This window comes from Micromonospora yangpuensis, from assembly GCF_900091615.1.
Classification (GTDB): domain Bacteria; phylum Actinomycetota; class Actinomycetes; order Mycobacteriales; family Micromonosporaceae; genus Micromonospora; species Micromonospora yangpuensis.
Window position 1 is genome coordinate 3,349,910 of sequence record NZ_FMIA01000002.1, and the last position, 22,473, is coordinate 3,372,382.

Annotated in this window: 18 protein-coding genes and 1 pseudogene; 15 read left to right on the top strand and 4 right to left on the bottom strand. The window is 72.7% G+C overall.

What is annotated here, in order from left to right; genetic code table 11:
- The first annotated feature begins 41 nt into the window (after positions 1–41).
- The 3 genes from manD to GA0070617_RS15090 are packed head-to-tail and all read left to right on the top strand — an operon-like array spanning position 42 to position 2,715.
- The gene (gene manD / locus GA0070617_RS15080; RefSeq protein WP_091438002.1) at positions 42–1,271 is read left to right on the top strand and encodes a D-mannonate dehydratase ManD; all 1,230 of its coding nucleotides are present in this window, start codon (positions 42–44) and stop codon (positions 1,269–1,271) included.
- On the top strand, positions 1,261–1,665 hold the full coding sequence (locus tag GA0070617_RS15085) for a gluconokinase (protein WP_091438005.1): 405 nt from the start codon (positions 1,261–1,263) through the stop codon (positions 1,663–1,665). Before manD ends, GA0070617_RS15085 begins: the two co-directional genes overlap by 11 nt.
- Before the next feature lie 48 nt (positions 1,666–1,713).
- Positions 1,714–2,715: a LacI family DNA-binding transcriptional regulator gene (locus tag GA0070617_RS15090; RefSeq protein ID WP_091438043.1), complete on the top strand. Its 1,002-nt coding sequence runs from the start codon at positions 1,714–1,716 to the stop codon at positions 2,713–2,715.
- Between the two features lie 13 nt (positions 2,716–2,728).
- On the opposite strand, the gene GA0070617_RS32045 is transcribed toward GA0070617_RS15090, so the two are convergent.
- Positions 2,729–2,863, bottom strand: a complete 135-nt coding sequence (locus tag GA0070617_RS32045; RefSeq protein WP_268239694.1) for a hypothetical protein — start codon at positions 2,861–2,863, stop codon at positions 2,729–2,731.
- A gap of 355 nt (positions 2,864–3,218) precedes the next feature.
- On the opposite strand from GA0070617_RS32045, the gene GA0070617_RS15095 reads away from it, so the two are divergent.
- From GA0070617_RS15095 to hrpB, 3 genes and pseudogenes are all read left to right on the top strand, one after another.
- Positions 3,219–4,022 carry a hypothetical protein gene (locus GA0070617_RS15095; RefSeq protein ID WP_139135675.1) on the top strand — a complete coding sequence of 268 codons (804 nt, stop codon included), beginning with the start codon at positions 3,219–3,221 and terminating at the stop codon, positions 4,020–4,022.
- A 146-nt stretch (positions 4,023–4,168) separates the two neighbouring features.
- Positions 4,169–5,449 (top strand): MFS transporter, encoded by a 1,281-nt coding sequence (locus GA0070617_RS15100; RefSeq protein ID WP_229688361.1) that lies wholly within the window; start codon positions 4,169–4,171, stop codon positions 5,447–5,449.
- Positions 5,450–5,540: 91 nt separating this feature from the next.
- Positions 5,541–8,035: pseudogene (gene hrpB, locus GA0070617_RS15105) on the top strand (ATP-dependent helicase HrpB).
- A gap of 3 nt (positions 8,036–8,038) precedes the next feature.
- On the opposite strand, the gene GA0070617_RS15110 reads toward hrpB, so the two are convergent.
- From GA0070617_RS15110 to GA0070617_RS15120, 3 genes are read right to left on the bottom strand one after another with little or no spacing between them, the layout of a single operon-like run.
- Positions 8,039–9,757 carry a CotH kinase family protein gene (locus GA0070617_RS15110; RefSeq protein ID WP_091438055.1) on the bottom strand — a complete coding sequence of 573 codons (1,719 nt, stop codon included), beginning with the start codon at positions 9,755–9,757 and terminating at the stop codon, positions 8,039–8,041.
- Positions 9,757–10,434 carry a DUF4956 domain-containing protein gene (locus GA0070617_RS15115; protein WP_091438063.1) on the bottom strand — a complete coding sequence of 226 codons (678 nt, stop codon included), beginning with the start codon at positions 10,432–10,434 and terminating at the stop codon, positions 9,757–9,759. Before GA0070617_RS15115 ends, GA0070617_RS15110 begins: the two co-directional genes overlap by 1 nt.
- Positions 10,435–10,440: 6 nt before the next feature.
- Entirely contained in the window at positions 10,441–11,352 is a 912-nt protein-coding gene (locus tag GA0070617_RS15120) for a polyphosphate polymerase domain-containing protein (RefSeq protein WP_139135676.1), read from the bottom strand.
- A gap of 263 nt (positions 11,353–11,615) precedes the next feature.
- On the opposite strand from GA0070617_RS15120, the gene GA0070617_RS15125 reads away from it, so the two are divergent.
- From GA0070617_RS15125 to GA0070617_RS15165, 9 genes are all read left to right on the top strand, one after another.
- On the top strand, positions 11,616–14,447 hold the full coding sequence (locus GA0070617_RS15125; RefSeq protein WP_091438070.1) for a Na+/H+ antiporter subunit A: 2,832 nt from the start codon (positions 11,616–11,618) through the stop codon (positions 14,445–14,447).
- On the top strand, positions 14,444–14,953 hold the full coding sequence (locus tag GA0070617_RS15130) for a Na(+)/H(+) antiporter subunit C (RefSeq protein ID WP_229688360.1): 510 nt from the start codon (positions 14,444–14,446) through the stop codon (positions 14,951–14,953). The genes GA0070617_RS15125 and GA0070617_RS15130 overlap by 4 nt, the downstream gene beginning before the upstream one ends.
- Positions 14,950–16,527, top strand: a complete 1,578-nt coding sequence (locus GA0070617_RS15135; RefSeq protein ID WP_091438073.1) for a Na+/H+ antiporter subunit D — start codon at positions 14,950–14,952, stop codon at positions 16,525–16,527. The genes GA0070617_RS15130 and GA0070617_RS15135 overlap by 4 nt, the downstream gene beginning before the upstream one ends.
- The gene (locus tag GA0070617_RS15140; protein WP_229688359.1) at positions 16,524–17,270 is read left to right on the top strand and encodes a Na+/H+ antiporter subunit E; all 747 of its coding nucleotides are present in this window, start codon (positions 16,524–16,526) and stop codon (positions 17,268–17,270) included. Before GA0070617_RS15135 ends, GA0070617_RS15140 begins: the two co-directional genes overlap by 4 nt.
- Positions 17,267–17,533, top strand: a complete 267-nt coding sequence (locus tag GA0070617_RS15145) for a monovalent cation/H+ antiporter complex subunit F (RefSeq protein WP_091438076.1) — start codon at positions 17,267–17,269, stop codon at positions 17,531–17,533. The genes GA0070617_RS15140 and GA0070617_RS15145 overlap by 4 nt, the downstream gene beginning before the upstream one ends.
- A gap of 201 nt (positions 17,534–17,734) precedes the next feature.
- Positions 17,735–18,115, top strand: a complete 381-nt coding sequence (gene mnhG, locus GA0070617_RS15150) for a monovalent cation/H(+) antiporter subunit G (protein WP_091438079.1) — start codon at positions 17,735–17,737, stop codon at positions 18,113–18,115.
- A gap of 744 nt (positions 18,116–18,859) precedes the next feature.
- Positions 18,860–20,077, top strand: a complete 1,218-nt coding sequence (locus GA0070617_RS15155) for a CaiB/BaiF CoA transferase family protein (RefSeq protein ID WP_091438084.1) — start codon at positions 18,860–18,862, stop codon at positions 20,075–20,077.
- Positions 20,074–20,916 carry a cyclase family protein gene (locus GA0070617_RS15160; protein WP_091438088.1) on the top strand — a complete coding sequence of 281 codons (843 nt, stop codon included), beginning with the start codon at positions 20,074–20,076 and terminating at the stop codon, positions 20,914–20,916. Before GA0070617_RS15155 ends, GA0070617_RS15160 begins: the two co-directional genes overlap by 4 nt.
- Positions 20,913–22,409 carry an MmgE/PrpD family protein gene (locus GA0070617_RS15165; protein WP_229688358.1) on the top strand — a complete coding sequence of 499 codons (1,497 nt, stop codon included), beginning with the start codon at positions 20,913–20,915 and terminating at the stop codon, positions 22,407–22,409. Before GA0070617_RS15160 ends, GA0070617_RS15165 begins: the two co-directional genes overlap by 4 nt.
- The last annotated feature ends 64 nt before the right edge of the window (positions 22,410–22,473 follow it).

Here is a 22,473-nt window from a genome sequence, read left to right on the forward strand (position 1 = left end):
CCCCCCCGAGAGCTGAGGCCCACCCGAGAAAGGCACCCCTTGTGAAGATCGTCGCCGCAGACGTCATCGTCTCCAGCCCGGACCGCAACTTCGTCACCCTCAAGATCACCACTGAGGACGGCCTCACCGGTCTGGGCGACGGCACCCTCAACGGACGCGAGCTCTCCGTCGCCTCGTACCTGCGCGACCACGTCGCCCCGCTGCTGGTCGGGCGGGACGCGCACAACATCGAGGACGCCTGGCAGTTCCTCTACCGCTCGGCGTACTGGCGGCGCGGCCCGGTCACCATGGCCGCCATCGCCGCCGTCGACGTGGCCCTCTGGGACATCAAGGCCAAGGCCGCCGGCATGCCGCTCTACCAGCTGCTCGGCGGGGCGTCCCGGACCGGCATCATGGCCTACGGGCACGCCTCGGGCCGGGACCTGCCGGAGCTGTTCGACTCGATCCGCGCCCACCTCGACGAGGGATTCCGGTCGATCCGGGTGCAGACCTCGGTGCCCGGCATCAACGCCGTGTACGGCGTCGCCGCCCAGCCCAGCAGCGGCGGCAAGCGGTACGACTACGAGCCGGCCCAGCGCATCCCGCTGCCGGCCGAGGAGGACTGGGACACCCGGGCGTACCTGCGGCACCTGCCCGGCGTCTTCGAGGCGGTACGCGCCGAGTTCGGCCCGGAGCTGCCGCTGCTGCACGACGGCCACCACCGGATGACCCCGATCCAGGCCGCCAGGCTCGGCAAGTCGCTGGAGCCGTACGACCTGTTCTGGCTGGAGGACTGCACCCCGGCGGAGAACCAGGAGGCGCTGCGGCTGGTCCGCCAGCACACCACCACGCCGCTGGCCATCGGCGAGATCTTCAACACCGTGTGGGACTACCAGACGCTGATCCGGGAGCAGCTGATCGACTACGTGCGCTCGGCCGTCACCCACACCGGTGGCATCACCGCGATGCGCAAGCTGCTGGACTTCGCCGCCCAGTACCAGATCAAGTCGGGCATCCACGGACCGACCGACATCTCGCCGGTGGGCATGGCCGCCGCTCTGCACCTGGACCTGGCCATCCACAACTTCGGCATCCAGGAGTACATGCGCCACGGCGAGCTGACCAACGAGGTGTTCCGCCAGTCGTTCACCTTCGCCGACGGTTACCTGCACCCGGGTGACCAGCCCGGCATCGGCGTCGAGCTGGATGAGGAGGCCGCCGCCCGGTTCCCGTACCAGCCGGCGTACCTGCCGTACAACCGGCTCAAGGACGGCACCGTCCATGACTGGTGAGGTACCGGCGACCCGGCACGTGGTGGTGATGGGGGTCTCCGGCGCGGGCAAGACGACGGTCGCCGTCGGTCTCGCCGCGGCGACCGGGCTGACCTTCGCCGAGGCCGACGTGCTGCGGCAGGGGCCACCGGCGGTGGACTTCGTGCACCTGGCCGGGCCGACCGAGATCATCCGCGCCCGGCTGTCGGTGCGGGAGGGTCACTACATGCCGCCCAGCCTGCTCGACTCGCAGACCGCCACCCTGGAGCCGCTCCTCCCCGACGAGCAGGGCATCATCCTGGACCTGGAGTCGTCCACCGAGACCCTGGTCGACGCGGCGGTCGCGCAACTCGGTCTGCCGACGTCGGGCCGGTCGGCCGGACCGCCGCCGTCGCCGACCCCGGCTCGCCGGTGACCGCCGTGCCTGATCGGTCGTGCCTGATCAGCGGTGGATAATGCCGGTATGCGCGAGCCTGCCATGACGGATGTCGCCCGCCTCGCAGGCGTCTCCCACCAGACCGTCTCCCGGGTGCTCAACGACCACCCGAACGTCCGGGAGGCGACCAGACTGCGGGTGCGGGCGGCCATCGCCGAACTCGGGTACCGACCCAACCGGGCCGCGCGCACCCTGGTCACCGGCCGCTCGCAGTTGATCGGCGTGGTCGCGCAGAACAGCACCCTGTACGGTCCCGCGTCGCTGCTGGCGGCCTTCGAGCAGGCGGCGGCCCAGGCCGGTTTCGCGGTGAGCGTCGGCAGCGTCAGCACCCTGGACCGCCGGTCGATCCTCGCCGCGGTGGAACGGCACCTCGACCACCGGGTCGCCGGCATCGTGGTGATCGCGCCGGTGGCCTCGGCCAACGAGGCCCTGGACCACCTGCCCGACCAGGTGCCGGCGGTGACCGTCGACGGGGACCTGAACCGGCAGGCCGCGCTGGTCACCGTCGACCAGGTCGCCGGGGCGGCGATGGCCACCCGGCACCTGCTGGAGCACGGCCACCGGACCGTGTGGCACGTCTCCGGGCCGGCCGACTGGTTCGACAGCGCCGGTCGGGTCGCCGGCTGGCGCTCGGCGCTGCGTGCGGCCGGCGCGGAGGAGCCGCCGCTGCTGTCCGCCGACTGGTCCGCGGCCTCGGGTTACCGCGCCGGGCAGATGCTGGCCAGGATGCCCGAGGCCACGGCCGTCTTCGCGGCCAACGACCACCTCGCCCTCGGGGTGTTACGGGCGTTGAGCGAGCGCGGTCGCCGGGTGCCGGCCGAGGTCAGCGTGGTCGGCTTCGACGACGTGCCGGAGGCGGCCTACTTCATCCCCCCGCTGACCACCGTCCGGCCGGACTTCGACGCGGTCGCCCGGGCCAGCCTGGGCCTGCTGCTGAGCCAGATCGAGTCCGGGATGCCGACGCGGGAACGGCACACCATCGCGCCCACCCTGGTCACCCGGGACAGCGTGGCCGGTCCCGCCCGCTGACCGGCCCGCCGGCTCACGTCCAGCAGACCCAACCGCGGGTCTGGCTGAACCACGTCCCGACCTGCAGCACCGACAACGCGGCCCCGGCGACCCAGGCGGCCACCTGCCAGGCCGAGTCGAGCAGGGACCAGGTGGCGACCAGACTCACCGGCGCGGTTGCCCAGCACCACCCCCACGATCGCCACCACCGCCACCACCGCCGTGACGTGCAGGTGCATCGTCGTACGATGCGCGCCGGCCAGGTTGTCGATCTCGTTGCGCAGGGCGGTGAACTCGGCAAGCGCCACCTCGACCGTCACCTGGCCGGCCGACCGGTCCGCACCGGTGGCCCATGGTCGACGTGGTGACCGGGAGCGGACGGGTGCGGCACGCAGAGTGTCCATGCCGGAATCCTGTCAGCCCGGTGCCACCGGTCGGGCGTACCCTCGGCGCACCTGATCCGCCCGGGGCGCTCCGGTCGTGTCGCGGGCCGACCGGGCCGAACCTGGTCCAGAATGTCCGATGTGACAACGTGGTTGGTGGGGCCCGACGGCGGTATCGACCGGGCGGCCGGGTTCCCGCCGGGCCCGGTGTCGACGCGGCCGGCCGGGGACGGCTCCCTGGACTACTACCTGGTCCGACCCGCCGGTGACGGTCGGTCGGCCCGACGCGACGGCGGCGTCGGGGCCCCGGACGGGATCCTGGTCGAGGAGTTCGTCCTCGACCGGGAGCACTGTGCGGTCCGGCTGGACAGCGCCGGCTGGACGGCGGGGGAGCGCCGCTGGTGGCGCGCGGCGGCGTTCAGCCGGGCCGTCCGCTCCGATCCGGCCGTGCGGGCCCGGGTGGTGCCGGTCGACCGGGACGAGGCCGCCGCCGTGCTACGTCTCTTCGGTGGCGCCGACCTACCCGACGAGCGGACGCTGCGGGGCTACTTCCGCGACGGCACGCCGCTGCGCACCGCCGCGCCCCTGCGGCTGGGCGGGGAGGTGACCGCCGGCTTCCACGACACCCGGGTGCACCGGATCCTGTTCGCCAACGACCTGACCCCGCCGGGGCTGGCCGACCTGCGCGCCCGCTGGCCGCTGACCGTCACCGGTGACCTCGCCGACCCGCTGGCCCGGGTCATCGGCACCGCCGAGCTACGGGTAGGCGACGACGCGTTCCGCTGGGAGCTGCGCCGGATCGGCACCGTCTCGGCCTGGTGCGTCGACCTGACCAGCGACCTCGCCGGACCGCACGACGACGCGCTCCGGCCGATGCTGCGGCAGCTGACCACCGCGATGCGCCGGCAGGGCCTGATCCCGGTCACCATCGAACGCTTCGCCTGACCCCTGGTCGGCCGGATGCCACGACGGGTGCGCGACCGCAGCGCCGGCCCGACCACCGCACCGGGACCGGACGGTTGACCCTCGACCCGGTCGAGACCGGAGAGTACGGCCGAGCACGAGGCCGTACGACAACCGGGGGACCGACCGTGGCGACTTCCGACCAGCCGGCGGTGGCCGCAGCCCCACCGGCGGACCCCCGCGGATCGGCGGTGCCACCCCGGGCGTACTGGGTGTGGTTGGGCGGGACCCAACTCTCCGTCCTCGGCACCCAGATCCTGGCCTTCGCGATGGCCTGGGCGGCGAGCGGTCGGGGTGGTCTCTTCGCCGGCCTGGTGTTGACCGCGATCAACCTGCCCCGGGTGCTGCTCCTGCTGGTCGGCGGGGCGGTGGCTGACCGGGTGGGGCCCTGGCGGGTCCTGATCGTCGCCGACGCGATGATGGTCGGGGTGACCCTGGCGTTGGCCGTCGGCGCCTGGTCGGTGCCCGATCCGGCGGTGTTCTTGCTGGTCGCCGCCCTCGCCATCGGCGCGGTGGACGCCTTCGGGCTGCCTGCCTCGGGTGCGCTTCCCCGGCTGCTGGTGTCCCCGGCGGCGTTGGCCCGGGCGTTGTCGGCCCGGCAGGTAGCCGGTCAGCTGGCGGTCTTCGCCGGCCCACCGCTGGGCGGGCTGTTGGTGGCAGCCGCCGGGCTGGTGGCGGCGGCCCTGGCCACCGCGGGCACGTTCGCGGTACTGCTGTTCGTCCTGGCGCTGCTGCGTCCCCGCCACCCCACCGGGCAGACCCTGCCGGATCGGCCCCGGCTGCGGAGTGCGGTGATTGACGGGATGTGGGTCGCCGCTCGGGACCCGGTGCTGCGGACCGCGTTGCTGCTGGTCATGGCCACCGCTGCGGTCCTGCTGCCGGTCTCCGGGCTGTTGGTGCCCCTGCTCGCCCGGGACAATGCCTGGTCGGCCCGGTCCGCCGGCTCGGTGGTCGGGGTGGTCGCGCTCGGCGTGGCGGTCGTCGCCGCGACGGTGGCGGTGCGGGGTGCCTGGTCCAGTCCGGGGCGTACCGCCGGAGCAGGGCTGTTGCTCGCCGCCGTCGGCGTGGGCGCGCTGGCGTCGGCTCCGACCGTGTCCTGGGCGGTACCGGCCGCGGCTTTGGTCGGCCTCGGCACCGGCGGGGTCACCACCGTACTCGCGCCGCTGATCCTCGGTTCGACCCCCGGCACCCACCTGGCCCGGGTCCAGGCGGTGCTGGTCCTGGCGCAGGGCGTACCGCTGCTGGTGACCCACAACCTGCTCGGCTGGCTCGCCGACGCCGTCGGCACCTCGACGGCCCTCTACGGCTGCGCCGCCACCCTCACCGCCCTCGCCCTCACCGCCCTACGGGCCCCCACCTCCTCGCCTCGCCCGATCGGGGCCGCCGGGGGTGCAGCTTCCGGGAAATAGTGGTGTCCGGTGCGGACGTGGCCACTCTTTCCCGGAAGCTGCCCGCCCTCGACCGTCCGGGACGACGCCCGTCGAGCGGGGACGGGGGCGGATGGGTGAGACTGGCGGGGTGTTGCCCGCTGCTGAACTGATCGCCGACCTGCCGGTCCGGGAGGTGCTGCCGGCCCTCACCGAGGCTCTGGCCGATGTCGGCGCGGCGGTGCTGGTCGCGCCGCCGGGCACCGGCAAGACCACCCTGGTGCCGCTCGCGCTGGCCGACGCCGGCAGTGGGCGGGTGGTGGTCGCCGAGCCCCGGCGGGTGGCGGCCCGGGCGGCCGCCCGGCGGATGGCGGCGCTGCTCGGTGAACGGGTCGGCGAGCGGATCGGCTACACGGTGCGCGGGGACCGTCGGGTCGGCCCGGCGACGCGGGTGGAGGTGGTCACCACCGGCGTGCTGGTGCAGCGGCTGCACCGCGATCCGGAGCTGGCCGGCATCGACGCGGTGGTGCTCGACGAGTGCCACGAGCGGCACCTCGACTCCGACCTGGCGCTCGCCTTCACCACCGAGGTACGGGCCACCCTCCGACCGGACCTGCGACTGCTGGCCACCTCGGCGACCGCCGAGGCCACCCGACTGGCCCAGATCCTCGACGCCCCGGTCGTCGAGGCGCACGCCGCGACGTACCCGCTGCAGGTGCACTGGTGCCCACCGGCCGGACCGGTCGATCCGCCGCGTGGTGCGCGGGTCGATCCCCGGCTGCTGGACCACGTGGCGGCCACCGCCCGCCGGGCGCTGGCCGACGGCCCGGGTGACGTGCTGGTGTTCCTGCCCGGTGCCCGCGAGCTGGGCACGGTGGCCGCCCGGCTGACCGACGTCGACGCCGACGTGGTCACCCTGCACGGCCGGCAGACGGGGCCACCCAGGACGCCGCGCTGCGGCCCGGGCCCCGACGGCGGGTCGTGCTCGCCACCTCGATCGCCGAGAGCAGCCTGACCGTCCCCGGCGTACGCGCGGTGGTCGACGCCGGACTCAGCCGGGTGCCCCGCACCGACCACGCCCGGGGCCTGGGCACCCTGGTCACCGTCGCGGTGTCCCGCGCCTCGGCGACCCAGCGGGCCGGCCGCGCCGCCCGCCAGGGACCCGGCCGGGTCTACCGGTGCTGGTCGCCGGCCCAGCACGAGCGGCTGCCCGCGCAGCCCGAGCCGGAGATCGCCGCCGCCGACCTGACCGGGTTCGCCCTGGACCTGGCCCGGTGGGGGCATCCGGACGGGACCGGGTTGGCCCTGCCGGACCCGCCGCCGGCCGGCGCGCTGCGGGTCGCCCAGGCCGCCCTGCGCGCCGTCGGCGCGCTCGACGCGACCGGCCGGGTCACCGCGCGGGGGCGGGCGATCGCCGAGGCCGGCACCCATCCCCGCCTGGCCCGGGCGCTGCTCGACGGTGCCGCCCTGGTCGGCACCGCCCGGGCCGCCGAGCTGGTCGCGCTGCTGACCGAGGAGGGCACCGGTGGGGCCGGCGACGACCTGGTCGCCGCCTGGCGGCGGCACCGCGCCGAGGCACCCCACGCGTGGCGGCAGGAGGTGCGCCGGTTGACCCGCAACGCCGGGGACCATCCGGGTACGCCGGTCCCGGACGACCTCGCCGCCGCGCTGGTGGTGGGGCTGGCGTACCCGGAACGGCTGGCCAGGCTGCGTCACGCCGACGGCACCGCGTACCTGATGGCCGGGGGAACCGCCGCGGACCTGACGCCCGGCACCCGGTTGACCGGGGCGGCGTGGCTGGCCGTCGCCGTCGCCGACCGGGCACCGGGCGCGACGGCCGCGCGGATCCGCTCGGCCGCGCCGCTGGACGAGGCGACCGCCCGCCAGGCCGGTGCGGGGCTGCTCACCGAGACCGCCGAGGTGGCCTGGGCCGACGGCGACGTGGTGGCCCGCCGGATCGTCCGCCTCGGCGCGATCACCCTGGTCGAACGGCCGTTGGCCGAGGTCGATCCGCAGGCCCGGCGGGCGGCCCTGCTCGACGGGCTGCGCGAGGTGGGGCTGAGCCTGCTGACCTGGTCCCGGGAGGCGGTCGCGCTGCGCGACCGGCTCGCCTTCTGTCACGCGGCGCTGGGCGGGGGATGGCCGGACGTCTCCGACGGGGCGCTGCTGGCCGCCGCCGACGATTGGCTGGCCCCGGAGCTGGCCCGGGCCCGGCGCCGGGCCGACCTGGCCCGGGTCGACCTGGTCACCGCGCTGCGCCGGCTGCTGCCGTGGCCGGCTGCCGCCCGCTTCGACGAGCTCGCCCCGGAGCGCATCGAGGTGCCCAGCGGCTCGCGGATCCGGGTCGACTACACCGACCCGCGGGCCCCGGTGCTCGCGGTCAAGGTGCAGGAGGCGTTCGGCTGGGCCGAGACACCCCGGCTGGCCGACGGGCGGGTACCGGTGCTGCTGCACCTGCTCTCGCCCGCCGGCCGCCCGGCGGCGGTCACCGGCGACCTGCCGTCGTTCTGGCGTACCGGGTATCCGCAGGTCCGCGCGGAGCTGCGGGGCCGGTACCCGCGTCATCCGTGGCCGCCGGACCCGGCCACCGCCACCCCCACCCGGGGTACGGCGCGCCGGGCCCGTTGACCCTCAGCCCTTCGTGATCACCTCGTCGGTGGCCAGGCTCGACGTGCGCTGCTGGATCAGTGTCCGCAGCCGCGTCGAGTCCGTGTCGACCGACGCGCCGTCCGAGCTGTCCACACCGGTCAACACCCGGGTCAGCTCGTCCAGGGCGGTCGACGCCGCCCCGTCGGCGTAGATCTGCTGGTACAGCTCCCGGTAGGCCGACTCGTAGACCTCGGTGAACGCGTCACTGGCCAGGAACCGCTCCTTGAGCTTGTGCCCTCCGCCGAAGCCCCCACCAGGGGCCCGGCCGTCCTCGGCATCCGCGCCTCCGCCGGGCGGCTGCATCCCCTCGGGCAGCTCCGGCATCCCGCCGGGTACCTGTCCGCCGTCGGGCATCCCGCCGGGTACCTGTCCGCCGTCGGGTGCCGCGCCGCCGCGGAACATGTTCCGCATGCTGCCCTGCTCGTGCGGGCCCTGGTCGGCGTTACCGCTGAAGGTCAGGTTGTAGTCCCAGCCGACCACCGTGAACTTCCTGGCCGACAGGTCGTACCAGAGGTAGTAGTTGCGACCCGGGCCCGACATGTCGTCGAAGTTGAGCAGCAGGTTCTGCAGCGCCACGTACCGGGCGAAGGACTCCACGTCGATCCGGTCGGCCAACCCCGCGTCGAACTCCTCGTCGCTGCTGTTGTCGACCCACCTGATCAGGTCGATGACGGGTTGCAGGTCCTGGCTGCCCAGCTTGGTGACCTGCTTGAAGTCGTCCTGGTAGTCGATCGGATCGTCGCCCTGGTCGGTGAACTGCCCGGTGGCCAGCGACTTGTACAGCACCCCCGAGCCGTCGATGTCCTCGGCGAAGGCACCGTCCGGGTTCTGGATCACCAGCCGGGCCGTCGCCGGCCGGTCGTTGACCACGAAACTGGAGTACGCGTACCGGGGGGCGATCTCGCCGAGGTCGGCCAACAGGTCGAGGGTGACCGCCTCGTTGAGCACGGTGGATCCACCGCCCATCCCGCCGACCCGTACCGCGATCTCCCGGTGCCCCTGGTAGCGGAGGCCCTCGACGAACTCGTCGAACCGGATCAGCCACGGCAGCGTCTCCGGCTCCTCGGCCTTCAGGCTGGTCATGGTGAAACCACCTCCGGCCCGGTTGCCCCACCCGCCGTTGTCCTCGGTCGTGTCGCCCTGGGGGGCGCCGCCTTCGGGCGCGCGACCGCCTTCTGCAGCACCGCCTTCGGGCGCGCGACCGCCGCGGGCGCGACCTTCGGCTGCGCCGTCGCCGGGAGGGCCGCCGTCGGCCGCACCGCCGGGGCGGTCACCGGAGCGGCCGATCGACTCGCCGTCGCGGGTCAGGCCACGCAGGGTGGAGTTGCCCTTGAGCCGTACGCCCACGCTGGAGATCGTGGTGCCGTCGATGGTCACGTCGGCCTCGACGTAGTCCTTCTCGCCCTCCTGGTGGAAGGTGTCCAGCATCCGCTGGTAGTCGGCGTCCCGGAAGGTCACCGTGATCTCGTGGGCGACGGTCGCATCGAACAGGTCCCGGGTGCCCGCGATGTTCTGGGTCACCACGTCACCCTCGCCGTCGCTGCTGCTGGTCACGTAGGGCTGCACCCGCACCGTGCTGAACACCACCGCCACGACGGCGAGGAACGCGACGCAGCCGGCCAGCAGTTTCCAGTAGTGGCGCAGCCGGACCGGAATCCGGTGCCGCAGCCGACGACGGGGCGGGGCAACGGCTGCGCCCATCACAGGTCCGTCTGGTCGTAGCCGGTCAGGACGGTGACCCGCTGGCCGGAGGTACGCTCACTCAGCGCCGAGATCAGCTCACCCGGCTCGTGGCCCTTCTTCAGCCGTACCGTGTACATGATCTCGGTGAGCGCCCCGCCCCGGATCGTCTCCATGCTGACCAGCTCGAACTCGCTGGTGAAGCGGATCAGCACGTCCTTGATCGCCTCGGTGTGGTTGCCGTCCGGGGGCACCTGGACCTTGACGACCTGGCGCTGCACGTTGCTGGCGAACCAGTTGAACCGGTACATCACCAGGATGATCAGGCTGATCGCGACCGCGGCGACGATGGCCAGGCTGTAGAAGCGGGTGCCGCAGGCCATGCCGACGCCCATCACCAGGAAGATGAAGCCGACGTCGCGGGTTTCCTTGATCGCGTTGCGGAAGCGCACCACCGACAACGCGCCGACCAGGGCGAACGCCCGGGCGATGTTCGAGCCGACCACCAGCATGATCAGGGCGATGAGCATGCCGAGGATGACCAGCGTCTGCACGTAGGACTGGCTGTACGACACGTTGCGGTGGGTGAACCGGTAGATGTATCCGATCATCGTGCTGAGCAGGAAGGAGAGCGACAACGCGACGGCGATGTCGGCCATGCTGAAGGTGCCGGACAGGTCCTGGAAGGTGAAGTCCACGGTGGATCAGGCCTCGTTTCGGATAGGGCTCGGCGACAGGCCGGCGGCGGGGTCGTCGTCGACGACGTGGAAGACCGAACGGGGGGCGCGGCCGAAGGCCTCCACGCTCTGGCAGTACTTGGACATCCGGACCACCGACATGTTCGACCGGGCGGCGAGGTCGGTCAGCCAGTACGGCACCCGCTCGTTGGCCTTGATCTCCACGACCGCGCGGGTGGCCGGCACGATCAGCCGGTTCTCGGCGTCGGCGCCCAGGTGGAAGTCCCGGTCCCGGCCCCGGACCCGGTGGTCCAGGGTGACCCGCAGGCCCACGTCGGCGTCGCGGCCGACGAACGCCTCCCGCTGGTAGCCGGTCATCGCGACCGGTCGCAGGTCCAGCCCGCTCACCAGCTCGAGCACCTCGGAGACGAAGCCGCGCTGGGACTCGTCGTGCTCGATCATCCGGCGGCCGTCGCAGAGCTCCCGGGCCAGCCGGTAGGGCAGGGCCACCCGTCGTTTCTGGGTGACCCGGTTGACCCGCTGCTTGATCTCGACGTAGACGGTGCTGTCGTCGGTGATGCCGAAGCGGTCGCCGTAGTGCCGTACCCGCAGCTTGCGACGGAACTTCAGCCCCTCGATCTTCTCCCAGTAGAAGCGCAGCTGCGGGGTGTCGTAGTAGAGGCTCCAGACCCCGTACCCGCCGGTGCCACCGTGCTGGTCGCCGTCCATCCGGCCGGCCAGCACCTCGCGCAACGCCGGCACGTCGACGCTGGGCACCAGGTACTTGATCTCGTACCGGTTGAAGGAGTGCAACCGGCTCGGCGCGCGCAGGGCGTGGCCGGCCCGGTCGGTGCCGGCCGTCGGGGGGCCACCGGACGACCGCGGTGGTCGGTCCGCAGCGGCGACCGGTACGGGAGGTGGGCGAAGCGGAAGGGGCATGGTGTCGCGCCGATCTCGGAGGTGGACGAGGTCAGGCGACAAGCCAATCCGTGTTGTCTGTGTGCCGGATGTGGACAACTTATGAATACGGGGTGAGCCGTCGGTGGACGTCGACCTCCGGCCGGTGCCGGCGAGGGTCCGGTGACCAGACGATCTTGTGACATGTGTCCCCACTTCGCCGATGAGCAGGGTCACGAGCTGTGCAGTTAACCGGGTACCCCGGTAGGGTAGGTGGACCGTCTGTTGATCTCTGGGGAGGTTGTGTGCTGGTCCTGGTGGCGGTCCATGCGCTCGCAGCCGTGGTCGCCCCGGCGCTGGTGCGCAGGTGGGGACCGCGGGCGCTGTACCTGGTGGCATTGCCCCCGGCCGTGACCCTGGGGTGGGCGTTGACCCACACCGCCCAGGTCCGCGGCGGGGACCCGGTGGTCGAGACGGTGCCCTGGGTGCCGCAGCTCGGTCTGGAGATCGCCCTGCGGATGGGCACCCTGAGCTGGCTGATGGTGCTGCTCGTCGGCGGCGTCGGCGCGCTGGTGCTGGCCTACAGCGCCCGGTACTTCTCCGCCGGCGACCCGGGGCTGGGACGCTTCGCCGCGGTCTTCGTCGCCTTCGGTGGAGCGATGCTCGGCCTGGTGGTCTCCGACGACCTGCTGCTGCTCTACGTCTTCTGGGAGTTGACCACCGTCTTCTCCTATCTGCTGATCGGGTACGACCCGGCCAAGCGCTCCGCTCGCCGGGCCGCCATGCAGGCGCTGCTGGTCACCACCCTCGGCGGTCTGGCGATGCTCGCCGGGTTCATCATGCTCGGCCAGCACGCCGGCACCTACCGGTGGTCCGAGGTCGCCCAGAACCTCCCCGACGGCGGCTACCTCGCCGTCGCCCTGGTTCTGGTGCTGCTCGGCGCGCTCAGCAAGTCGGCCATCTTCCCGTTCAGCTTCTGGTTGCCGGGGGCGATGGCCGCGCCCACCCCGGTCAGCGCCTACCTGCACGCCGCCGCCATGGTCAAGGCCGGGGTCTTCCTGGTCGCCCTGATGGGACCGGCGGTCGCCGGAGTCGCCTCGTGGCGCACGATGCTGCTGGTCGGCGGCCTGATCACCATGTTCCTCGGCGCCTGGGCGGCACTGCGGCAGGTCGACCTCAAGCTGCTGCTGGCCTACGGCACGGTCAGCCAACTCGGTCTGCTGATGGTGGTGCTCGGTGCCGGCACCCGGGACACCGCGCTGGCCGGCGTGGCGATGGTCCTGGCCCACGCGCTGTTCAAGGCCACCCTCTTCCTCGTGGTCGGGATCGTCGACCACGTCACCGGCACCCGCGACCTGCGCGAGCTCAGTGGCCTCGGCCGTCGGCTACCCGCCCTGGCGGTGGTGGCCACGCTGGCGGCCGCCTCGATGGGCGGTCTGCCGCCGATGGCGGGTTTCGTGGCCAAGGAGGCGGCCTTCGAAGGCTTCCTGCACGGCAGCGGAGCCGACCGGATCGTACTGGTGGGCCTGGTCCTCGGCTCGGCGCTGACCGTGGCGTACACGTTGCGGTTCCTCTGGGGCGCCTTCGCCGCGAAGCCCGGCGTCGCGCCGACCGAGCCGGGTCGGCTCGACTGGGCGTTCCTGACCCCACCGGCGTTGCTCGCGGTGGCCGGCCTGGCCACCGGGGTGCTCGCGCCCGCGATCGACCAGGTGCTGGCCCCGCACGCCGACCAGTACCCGAGCACGGGTGAGGGCTACCACCTGGCGCTCTGGCACGGGCCCACGCTCGCCCTCGGCCTGTCGGTGCTGGCGGTGGCCGGCGGTGCCGGGCTGTTCTACCTGGTCTACCGGTACCGGCTGCACCCCGCGCTGCGGCTGCCCTTCGACGGCGCCTCGGTCTACCAGCGGGTCAACAGCGGGGTGGACCGCCTGGCGGTGGAGCTGACCGGTGCCACCCAACGTGGTTCGCTGCCGTTCTACCTCGGTGTGATCCTGGTCGTGCTGGTGGTCCTGCCCGGCGGTGCCCTGCTGGCCGGCAGCCCCTGGCCGACGAACTTCAAGCTCTGGGACACCCCGTTGCAGGCCGTCGCCGCCGCGGTGATCATCGTCGCGGCGATCTCCGCCGCGCGGGCGCTGCGCCGGCTGACCGCGATGATCCTGGTCGGGGTCGCCGGGTACGGCACCGCGCTGCTGTTCATCCTGCACGGCGCGCCGGACCTGGCGCTCACCCAGTTCCTGGTGGAGACCGTCACCATCGCCATGTTCGTGCTGGTGCTGCGCCGACTGCCGGCGAAGTTCTCCGAGCGTCCGATCCGGGCCAGCCGACGGGGTCGCATCGCGATCGGCGTCGCGGTGGGCGCGGTGACCGCCGGCATGGCCTACGTCGCGGCGGCCAGCCGGCAGGCCATTCCCATCTCGGTCGACTTCCCCGGCGAGGCGGTCTCCTACGGCGGCGGTAAGAACGTGGTCAACGTGACCCTGGTCGACATCCGGGCCTGGGACACCATGGGTGAGATCGCCGTGCTCGTGGTGGCCGCCACCGGGGTGGCCAGCCTGATCTTCCGCCGGACCCGGGAACTCGACCAGCGCAAGGGCATCCCGCACGCGCGGGCCGCGGCGGAGTCCGCCGGGCCGCGCTGGCTGCGGACCGGCGCCGGGGGAGACCTGCGCCGCCGGTCGATCATCCTGCAGGTGGTCACCCGGCTGCTGTTCCACGCCATCGCGCTCTTCTCGGTCTATCTGCTCTTCTCCGGCCACAACGCCCCGGGTGGCGGGTTCGCCGCCGGGTTGGTCGCCGGTCTCGCGCTGGCCGTGCGGTACCTCGCCGGCGGGCGCAAGGAGCTGAACGCCGCCGCGCCGGTGGACGCCGGTGCGCTGCTGGGCGCCGGCCTGTTCATCGCGGTGGGCACCGGCCTGACCGCGCTGCTGCTGGGCGGGGAGTTCCTGCAGACCGCGGTGCTCGACCTCTACGTACCCGTGCTCGGCAAGGTCCACTTCGTCACGTCGGTCTTCTTCGACGTCGGGGTGTACCTGATCGTGGTCGGGCTGGTGCTGGACATCCTGCGCAGCCTGGGCGCGGAGATGGACCGGCAGAGCGAGGCGGAGCAGGCCGACTCACGGACGAAGGAGCTGGTATGACCCCGAACCTGACCTACGTCCTCGTGGTCGGTGTGCTCTTCGCCGCCGGCGTGACCCTGCTGCTGGAACGCAGCCTCACCCGGGTCCTGATGGGCGTCATCCTGCTCGGCAACGGTGCCAACCTGCTGCTGCTCACCGGTGGCCAGGCCGGCGGGGCACCGATCGTGGGCACCACCCCGGAAGACGAGATGAGCGACCCGCTGCCCCAGGCGATGGTGCTCACCGCCATCGTCATCACCCTCGGCATGACCGCCTTCCTGCTGGCGCTGGCCTACCGCAGCTGGCACCTGGTCGGCCACGACGAGGTGCAGGACGACGTGGAGGACCGCCGGATCATGGAGCTCGCCGACCGGGACGAGGGGCCCGGCACCGCCGACGTCGGCGAGAGCGACGAGGACGACCTGGACGTACTCGACCCGATCGGTGACGACAACGACCGGCGGTCGACCGGCGGCACCGACCGCCCGACGGCAACGGCGACTGGCGACGCCCGGAGGCCCGGATGACCTACCTCGTTCCCCTGCCGGTGGTGATGCCGCTGCTCGGTGCGGCCCTCACCCTCCTGCTCGCCGGCCGTCCCCGGGCGCAACGGCTGGTCAGCCTCACCGTGCTCACCGCCACCGTCGCGGTGGCCGCGATGCTGCTGGTCCAGTCCACGCTCAACGGGCCGCTGGTGGTGGCGGTCGGCGGCTGGGCCGCGCCGCTGGGCATCGTGCTGGTCGCCGACCAACTCGCCGCGCTGATGCTTGTCGTCTCCGCCTCGGTGACGCTCTGCGTGCTGATCTACTCGATCGGGCAGGGTATGGCCGACGGCGACGAGGAGACGCCGATGTCGGTCTACCACCCCACCTACCTGGTGCTGACCGCCGGAGTCTGCAACGCGTTCCTCTCCGGCGACCTGTTCAACCTTTACGTCGGCTTCGAGATCCTGCTGGTCGCCAGCTACGTGCTGCTCACCCTGGGCAGCACCGAGAACCGGATCCGGGCCGGCACCACGTACGTCGTGGTCAGCCTGCTCTCGTCGTTGATCTTCCTGGTCGCGATCGGCCTGGTCTACGCCTCGACCGGCACGCTGAACCTCGCCCAACTGGTCGACCGGCTCGACGCACTGCCGGACAACCTACGGCTGGTGCTGCAGGGCATGCTGCTGCTCGCCTTCGGCATCAAGGCCGCGGTCTTCCCGCTGTCGGCCTGGCTGCCGGACAGCTACCCCACCGCGCCGGCACCGGTCACCGCCGTCTTCGCCGGCCTGCTGACCAAGGTCGGCGTGTACGCGATCATCCGGACCGAGACGCTGCTCTTCCCGGGTGGGCGCGCCGCCGACCTGCTGCTGGTCGTGGCGCTGTTGACAATGGTGGTCGGCATTCTCGGCGCGGTCGCCCAGTCCGACATAAAACGGTTGCTGTCCTTCACCCTGATCAGTCACATCGGCTACATGCTCTTCGGGGTGGGGCTGGCCAGCACCATCGGGCTCTCCGCGGCGATCTTCTACGTGGTCCACCACATCACCATCCAGACCACCCTCTTCCTCGCCGCCGGGCTGGTCGAGAGACGCGGCGGCAGCACCGCCATGGACCGCCTGGGCGGGCTGGCCCGACTCTCGCCGCTGCTCGGGGTGCTGTTCTTCGTCCCCGCGCTCAACCTGGCCGGCATCCCACCGTTCTCCGGCTTCCTCGGCAAGGTCGGCCTGATCCAGGCCGGAGTCGCCGACGGCGGCCCGCTGGCCTGGGCGTTGGTCGCCGGTGGTCTGCTGACCAGCCTGCTCACCCTCTACGCCACCGCCCGGGTGTGGAACCTCGCGTTCTGGCGGGCACCGCACCCGGACATGCCCGGTCCGCAGGACACCGTGCACACCAGCCGCTCCGAGGGGGCCATCGAGCCCGACCAGGAGCCGGAGTCGTCGTACTCCGGGGCGATGATGCCCCGGCTGATGGTCGCCCCGACCATCGCCCTGGTGGTGCTCGGGCTGGCCTTGACGGTGGTGGCCGGCCCGCTCTTCGAGGTCAGCACCGACGCCGCCGACGACCTGCTGCGGCGCGTACCGTACGTGGAAGCCGTCTACCCGGGGGGTACGCCGTGAGCCCCGAACCGACCACCGCGCGGGAGCAGATCGACGAGCCGAACCCGCCGCTGACCCCCCGGGACAGCCGCCGTAACCGGTTGGTGGCACTCTTCGGGCTGGTCGCCGTCTGGGTGCTGCTCTGGGGCACGCTCAGCTGGGCCAACATCATCGGTGGCCTGGTCGTCGCACTGGTGGTGCTGGCCGTGTTCCCGCTGCCGCCGGTGAAGTTCTCCGGCCGGATCCGACCGGTACCGCTGCTGCGGTTCTGGCTACGCTTCCTGTGGGACCTGGTGGTGGCCAGCGTGGAGGTCGCCTGGTTGGCGTTCCGGATCGGGCACACGCCGCAGAGCGCGATCATCGCGGTGCCGCTGCGGGTCAACTCGGACCTGAACCTCACCCTCACCGCCGAGGCGCTGTCCCTGGTGCCCGGTAGCCTGATCCTCGAGGTCGACCCGAGCACCGGCACCCTCTACGTGCACGTCATCAACGTGCGCGACATGGACGAGGTGGAACGGTTCCGCCGCAGCGTCCTGGAGCTGGAGGCCCGGATCGTCGCCGCCGTCGGCTCGCCGGAGGAGCAACGTCTGCTGGCGCTGCCACCCCCACCCCTCGCCCCGGCGTCCGCCGCGGATCCCTCCGCCGTCGACGCCGCCGGTGCCGAGCGCACCGGTGCGGGTCCCGCTGGTGCGGACTCCGCCGACGCCGATTCCTCCGATGCTGATGTTTCCGCCCCCGCCGATGCGGAAGGAGCCCCCAGATGACCGTGGTCGCCGTGATCGTCACCGTCCTGCTCGCGGTGGCCGGTGCGCTCACCCTGTTCCGGCTGATGCGTGGACCGTCCACCCTCGACCGGGCGGTCGCCACCGACGTGCTGCTGGCCGTCATGGTCGCCGGCATCGCGATGAGGGCCGCGTACAGCCAGGACGCCACCTCACTGCCGGTGCTGGTCGTACTGGCCATTCTCGGCTTCGTCGGCTCGGTCAGCGTGGCCCGGTTCGCCCCCCGGAAGAACGAGAAGCGATGAACGGGCGTCGCGGGCGAATCACCGCTGCCGTTGGTCCGTGCCGGCGTTCGCCGTGGCAGGGTGGCGGTCTGGGCGAGCGAGCCGCCGACGCCGCGGGCCATGCTGGTGTCGAGCGTAGCGAGGTGACGGTATGAGCGCGCTTGTCGAGCGAGTCGTCAACGCCGCGGGCCATGCCGGTGTCGAGCGTAGCGAGGTGACGGTATGAGCGTCGACGCCGTCCTCGACATCGCCGCCGCGGTCTTCCTGATCGCGGGCGCGGTGCTCTGCCTGGCCGCCGGAGTTGCCCTGGTCCGGTTCCCCGACCTGTTCTCCCGGATGCACGCGGCGGCCAAGCCGCAGGTGCTCGGCCTGCTGCTGGTGCTGATCGGCTGTGCGCTGCGGCTGCGTAGCGGAGTGGACATCACCACCCTCGTCCTGGTCGGCGTGTTCCAGCTCGCCACGGCACCGGTGGCCGCCCACATGGTCGGTCGGGCGGCCTACCCGGACGAGCAGACCCGGTCGGACCTGTTGCTCACCGACGAGTTGGCCGGTCACCTCGACCGGATCACCCAGCACCGTCAGGACGACCCCACCCCCTCCTGACCGTTGTCCCGCACGGCCCCTGCCCGCAGCGGGGGTGCGGTCGGAACCTCGCCTGCTGACTGCGTCACCCCGGCTCGTCCCGGGCTCCCGGCTGCCCGGTCCGTCCCGGCGACGGCGGCCGGGTGAGGTGCCGGGTGGCGAGTGCCGGGTGGCGAGTGCCGGGCCTGGACGGGGTGGTTGATCGACTCGGTTGTGCCGATGTGGCGGTATCGAACTGCCTCGGACACCGCCATTTCGGCACAACCGAGTCGATCAAGGCTGGTCCGGAGGCTCGGTGCGCCCCCGGCCTTGTGTGTTCCCGCACTCCCGCGCTTCTCCGGTCGCACATCCCGCGCTCCTCGGCTCCGCGCCCCTGCGCCGTTGTGCCCCTTCGCTCGTGTGCTCTTCGGTCCGGCTGTCCTTGCGCCCCTCGGTCCGGCGTCCCGGGCGTTTCCCGGGCCTTGCGCGCTTTCCTGTTGCCTGGCGGCCCGATCTTCGTCAAGCCCATCAGGGACCCGGCCTGTCCCAGTTGCGCCGACTGCCCCGCGCACTGAGCGCCGGCTCCTGTGAGAGGGGTGACCCTCTCGACCGAATGCGTTAACAGGGGGCCCTTCCTTACCCCGGGGTGGAACGGGGGTTCGCCTGGTGGATCGGGGTTTCTTGACCAGTTGGCGCGTGGGTGGGTACGGTGCAGGAACGCCGTTCCTATCAACGGAACAGGCCGCCGGCTCCTCCGGTCGGTGAACGTGACGAGAGTGGGATCGAGTGGGCGGGCAGGAGTCACGCAGCCGACGGGTGCTCGACGGTATCCGCGTCCTCGACGTGTCGACGATCCTGGCTGGTCCGATGACCTGCCAGATCCTCGGCGACTTCGGTGCCGACGTGATCAAGATCGAGCATCCGCGGCACGGCGACGGCATGCGGGGCCACGGTTTGGCCAAGGACGGCGTCGGCCTGTGGTGGAAGATGATCAGCCGCAACAAGCGCACCGTCGGGCTGTACCTCGGTGACGCCGAGGGGCAGGACGTCTTCCGTGAGCTGGTGCGTACCGCCGACGTGGTGGTGGAGAACTTCCGCCCCGGCACGCTGGAGAAGTGGGGCCTGGGCCCGGAGCGGCTGCGGGAGCTGAACCCGGGCCTGGTGCTGCTGCGGGTCACCGGGTTCGGCCAGACCGGGCCGTACGCGGCCCGGCCCGGGTTCGGCACCCTCGCCGAGTCGATGAGTGGCTTCGCCCACCTGACCGGTGAGCCGGACGGCCCGCCGACGCTGCCCGCGTTCGGCCTGGCCGACTCGATCGCCGGGATCACCGGCGCGTCGGCGGTGATGATGGCGCTCTACGCCCGGGCCACCGGCGACGGTCGCGGGCAGGAGATCGACCTCGACATCCTGGAACCGATCATGACGGCGGTCGGCCCGAGCGTCATCTACGTCGACCAGCTCGGGGTGGTCCAGCAGCGTACCGGCAACCGGTCGCTGAACAACGCCCCCCGCAACACCTACCGCACCAGCGACGACCGGTGGGTGGCCATCTCCACCTCGGCGACCTCGATCGCCGAGCGGGTCATGACGCTGGTCGGGCATCCCGAGGTGATCGCCGAGCCGTGGTTCGCCACCGGCGGCGGCCGGGCCGCCCACGCCGACCAGCTCGACTCCTATGTGGCCGACTGGATCGGCGCGCGTACCCGGGACGAGGTCTCCGACGCCTTCGCGGCGGCCGGCGCGGCGGTGGCCCCGGTGTACGCCCCGGACGAGCTGCTCGACGACCCGCAGGTACGCGCCCTGGACATGATCACGAAGGTCGACGACCCGGAGCTGGGCAGCATCCGGATGCAGAACGTGCTGTACCGGATGGCCGGCACCCCCGGCGAGATCCGTTTCACCGGCCGGCCGATCGGGGCCGACACCGACGAGGTGCTCGGCGACGAGCTGGGCCTCGACGCGGACCGGTTGGCCGAACTTCGACAGCGGGGAGTTGTGCGATGACCGTGGAGACAGTGCTGGCCGAGCGCGGGGGTGACCTGCTGCTCGACGCCGTCCTGGCCGGAGTGCGGGTGTTCGACCTGGGCCGGCCGCTGCGGATCGGGATGCCCCAGTCGCCGAACCACCCGCCGTTCTGGCACACCCTGCCGCGCCGGCACGGCGACAGCTACCGGGCCGACGGGATGTCCGCCGCCAACGACCTGATCTCGATGGGCACCCACGTGGGCACCCACATCGACGCGCTGGCCCACGTCGCGGTCGACGACCGGCTGCACGGCGGTGGCGACGCGAAGCAGGCCCAGACCGGCGGCCGGTTCGACTCCGGCGCGATCGACCAGCTGCCCCCGCTGGTGGGGCGGGCGGTGCTGCTGGACGTGCCGGCGGCGCTCGGCGTGGCGACGCTCGAACCGGCCTACGAGATCACCCCGGCCGACCTGGACCGGGCCGTCGAGCGGCAGGGCACCCCGGTACGACCGGGCGACGTGGTGCTGATCCGCTCCGGGTGGGGCAGCCGCTACGACGACCGGGACGCCTACATCGGCCACCACACCGGGGTACCCGGGGTCGGCGAGGCCGGCGCACAGTGGATCGCCGCCCAGCGGGCCCGGCTGGCCGGTGCGGACACCATCGCCTTCGAGCGGCTCAGCGCGGGGGCGGGGCACGCCCTGCTGCCGGCCCACCGGGTGCTGCTGGTCGAGCACGGGATCAACCTGATCGAGGCGATGGCCCTGGAGGAGCTGGCCGCCGCCGAGGTGCACGAGTTCACCCTGATCCTGGCCCACCTGGCCATTGTCGGCGCCACCGGCAGCCCGGTCCGCCCGCTCGCGGTGGTCGGCGCGTGACCGCCACCCAGAACCAGCCGGCCACCGGGCAGGCCACGGCCATCGGGCAGCACACCCCGGACCAGTCGGCCGCGACGCTCGGGCGGCAGCTTGCCGAGTTCGCCGCGGCGTACGGACCGGGCGGGCGACCCCTGCCCGAGGCGGTGACCCGCAGCGTGGCGCAACGCGTACTGGACATCCTCGGCATCGCGGTCGCGGCCACCAGCCTGCCGACCAGCGCCGCGGTGATCGAGCTGGCCCGTGAGCGCGGCGGCCGGCCGGCGGCGCGGGCGATCGGGCTGACCGGTCGGGTGCCGGCCAGCGAGGCGGCCCTGGTGCACGGCGTGCTGGCCCACTCGCTGGACTACGACGACACCCACCTGCCGTCGGTGCTGCACCCCAGCGCCAGCGTGGTGCCGGCCGCGCTCGCCGCCGGCGACGAGGTCGGCGCGGACGGCGCGCAGGTCACCGCGGCGATCGCGGTCGGCCTGGAGATCTGTGTCCGGGTGGGGATGGCCGGCTACGACCGGGCCTCCGGCGTCAACAGGTACTTCGAGCGGGGTCAGCACGCCACCTCGCTGTGCGGGGCGCTCGGCTCGGCCGCCGCCGCCGCGAAGCTGTACCGGCTGGACGCCGACGGGATCCTGCACGCGCTGGGCATCGCGGCGAGCATGGCCTCCGGGATCATCGAGGGCAACCGCACCGGCGGTACGGTCAAGCGGATGCACTGCGGCTGGGCCGCGCACGCCGGGGTCTGGGCCGCGCAGTTGGCCCAGCGCGGGTTCACCGGGCCGGAAACCCTGTTGGAGGGCCGGTTCGGGCTGTTCCAGGCGTTCCTCGGTGGCGAGTTCGACGCCGAGGCGGTGACCGAGGGGCTTGGTCGACGCTGGGAGGTGCCGGGGATCTTCTTCAAGCCGTACCCGGCGAACCACTTCACCCACGCCGGCATCGACGCGGCGATCGCGTTGCGCGAACGCGGCCTGCGGGCGGCCGACGTGGCCGCCGTGGAACTCGGGGTGCCCACCGCGACGGTCCGCACCATCGGTGAGCCGCTGGCGGTCAAGCAGGCCCCGGAGACCGGGTACCAGGCGCAGTTCTCCGGCCCGTACACCATCGCGGCGGCGCTGCTCGGCGGTGGTGGGCTGGGGCTCGGCCTGGACGACTTCACCGACGAGCTGGCCCGTGACCCGGTGCGCCGGGAGCTGATGGGACGGGTCACCGTGGTCGCCGACGCGCGCTGCGACGCGATCTTCCCGAACCAGTTCCCGGCGGTGCTGCGGGTACGCACCCACGACGGCACCTGGCTGGAGGAGGCGGTGCTGGCCAACCGGGGCGGTTCCGAGCGGCCGCTCTCCGACGACGAGGTGGCCGGCAAGTTCCGGGACAACGCCGCCCGGGTGCTGCCGGCCGAGCGGGTCGAGGCGATCGCCGCGGCCGCCCGGGCGCTGCCCGACGCACCCAGTATCGACGACCTTCTCGGCGCGCTGACCGCCGCCGACGGTGTTCCACGATGAGGAACGACTACGGTGCGAGCGTACGATTCCGTGCGCCGCGCCCGCGAGGACGCGGGTCGGATCC

What these genes read in the sequence shown, in the direction of transcription:
- GA0070617_RS15110 (WP_091438055.1), bottom strand. Translation starts at nt 9,757, where the DNA reads ATGGGCGCAGCCGTTGCCCCGCCCCGTCGTCGGCTGCGGCACCGGATT.
- GA0070617_RS15145 (WP_091438076.1), top strand. Translation starts at nt 17,267, where the DNA reads ATGACCGTGGTCGCCGTGATCGTCACCGTCCTGCTCGCGGTGGCCGGT.
- mnhG (WP_091438079.1), top strand. Translation starts at nt 17,735, where the DNA reads ATGAGCGTCGACGCCGTCCTCGACATCGCCGCCGCGGTCTTCCTGATC.
- GA0070617_RS15090 (WP_091438043.1), top strand. Translation starts at nt 1,714, where the DNA reads ATGCGCGAGCCTGCCATGACGGATGTCGCCCGCCTCGCAGGCGTCTCC.
- GA0070617_RS15120 (WP_139135676.1), bottom strand. Translation starts at nt 11,352, where the DNA reads ATGCCCCTTCCGCTTCGCCCACCTCCCGTACCGGTCGCCGCTGCGGAC.
- GA0070617_RS15160 (WP_091438088.1), top strand. Translation starts at nt 20,074, where the DNA reads ATGACCGTGGAGACAGTGCTGGCCGAGCGCGGGGGTGACCTGCTGCTC.
- GA0070617_RS15130 (WP_229688360.1), top strand. Translation starts at nt 14,444, where the DNA reads ATGACCCCGAACCTGACCTACGTCCTCGTGGTCGGTGTGCTCTTCGCC.
- GA0070617_RS15085 (WP_091438005.1), top strand. Translation starts at nt 1,261, where the DNA reads ATGACTGGTGAGGTACCGGCGACCCGGCACGTGGTGGTGATGGGGGTC.
- GA0070617_RS15135 (WP_091438073.1), top strand. Translation starts at nt 14,950, where the DNA reads ATGACCTACCTCGTTCCCCTGCCGGTGGTGATGCCGCTGCTCGGTGCG.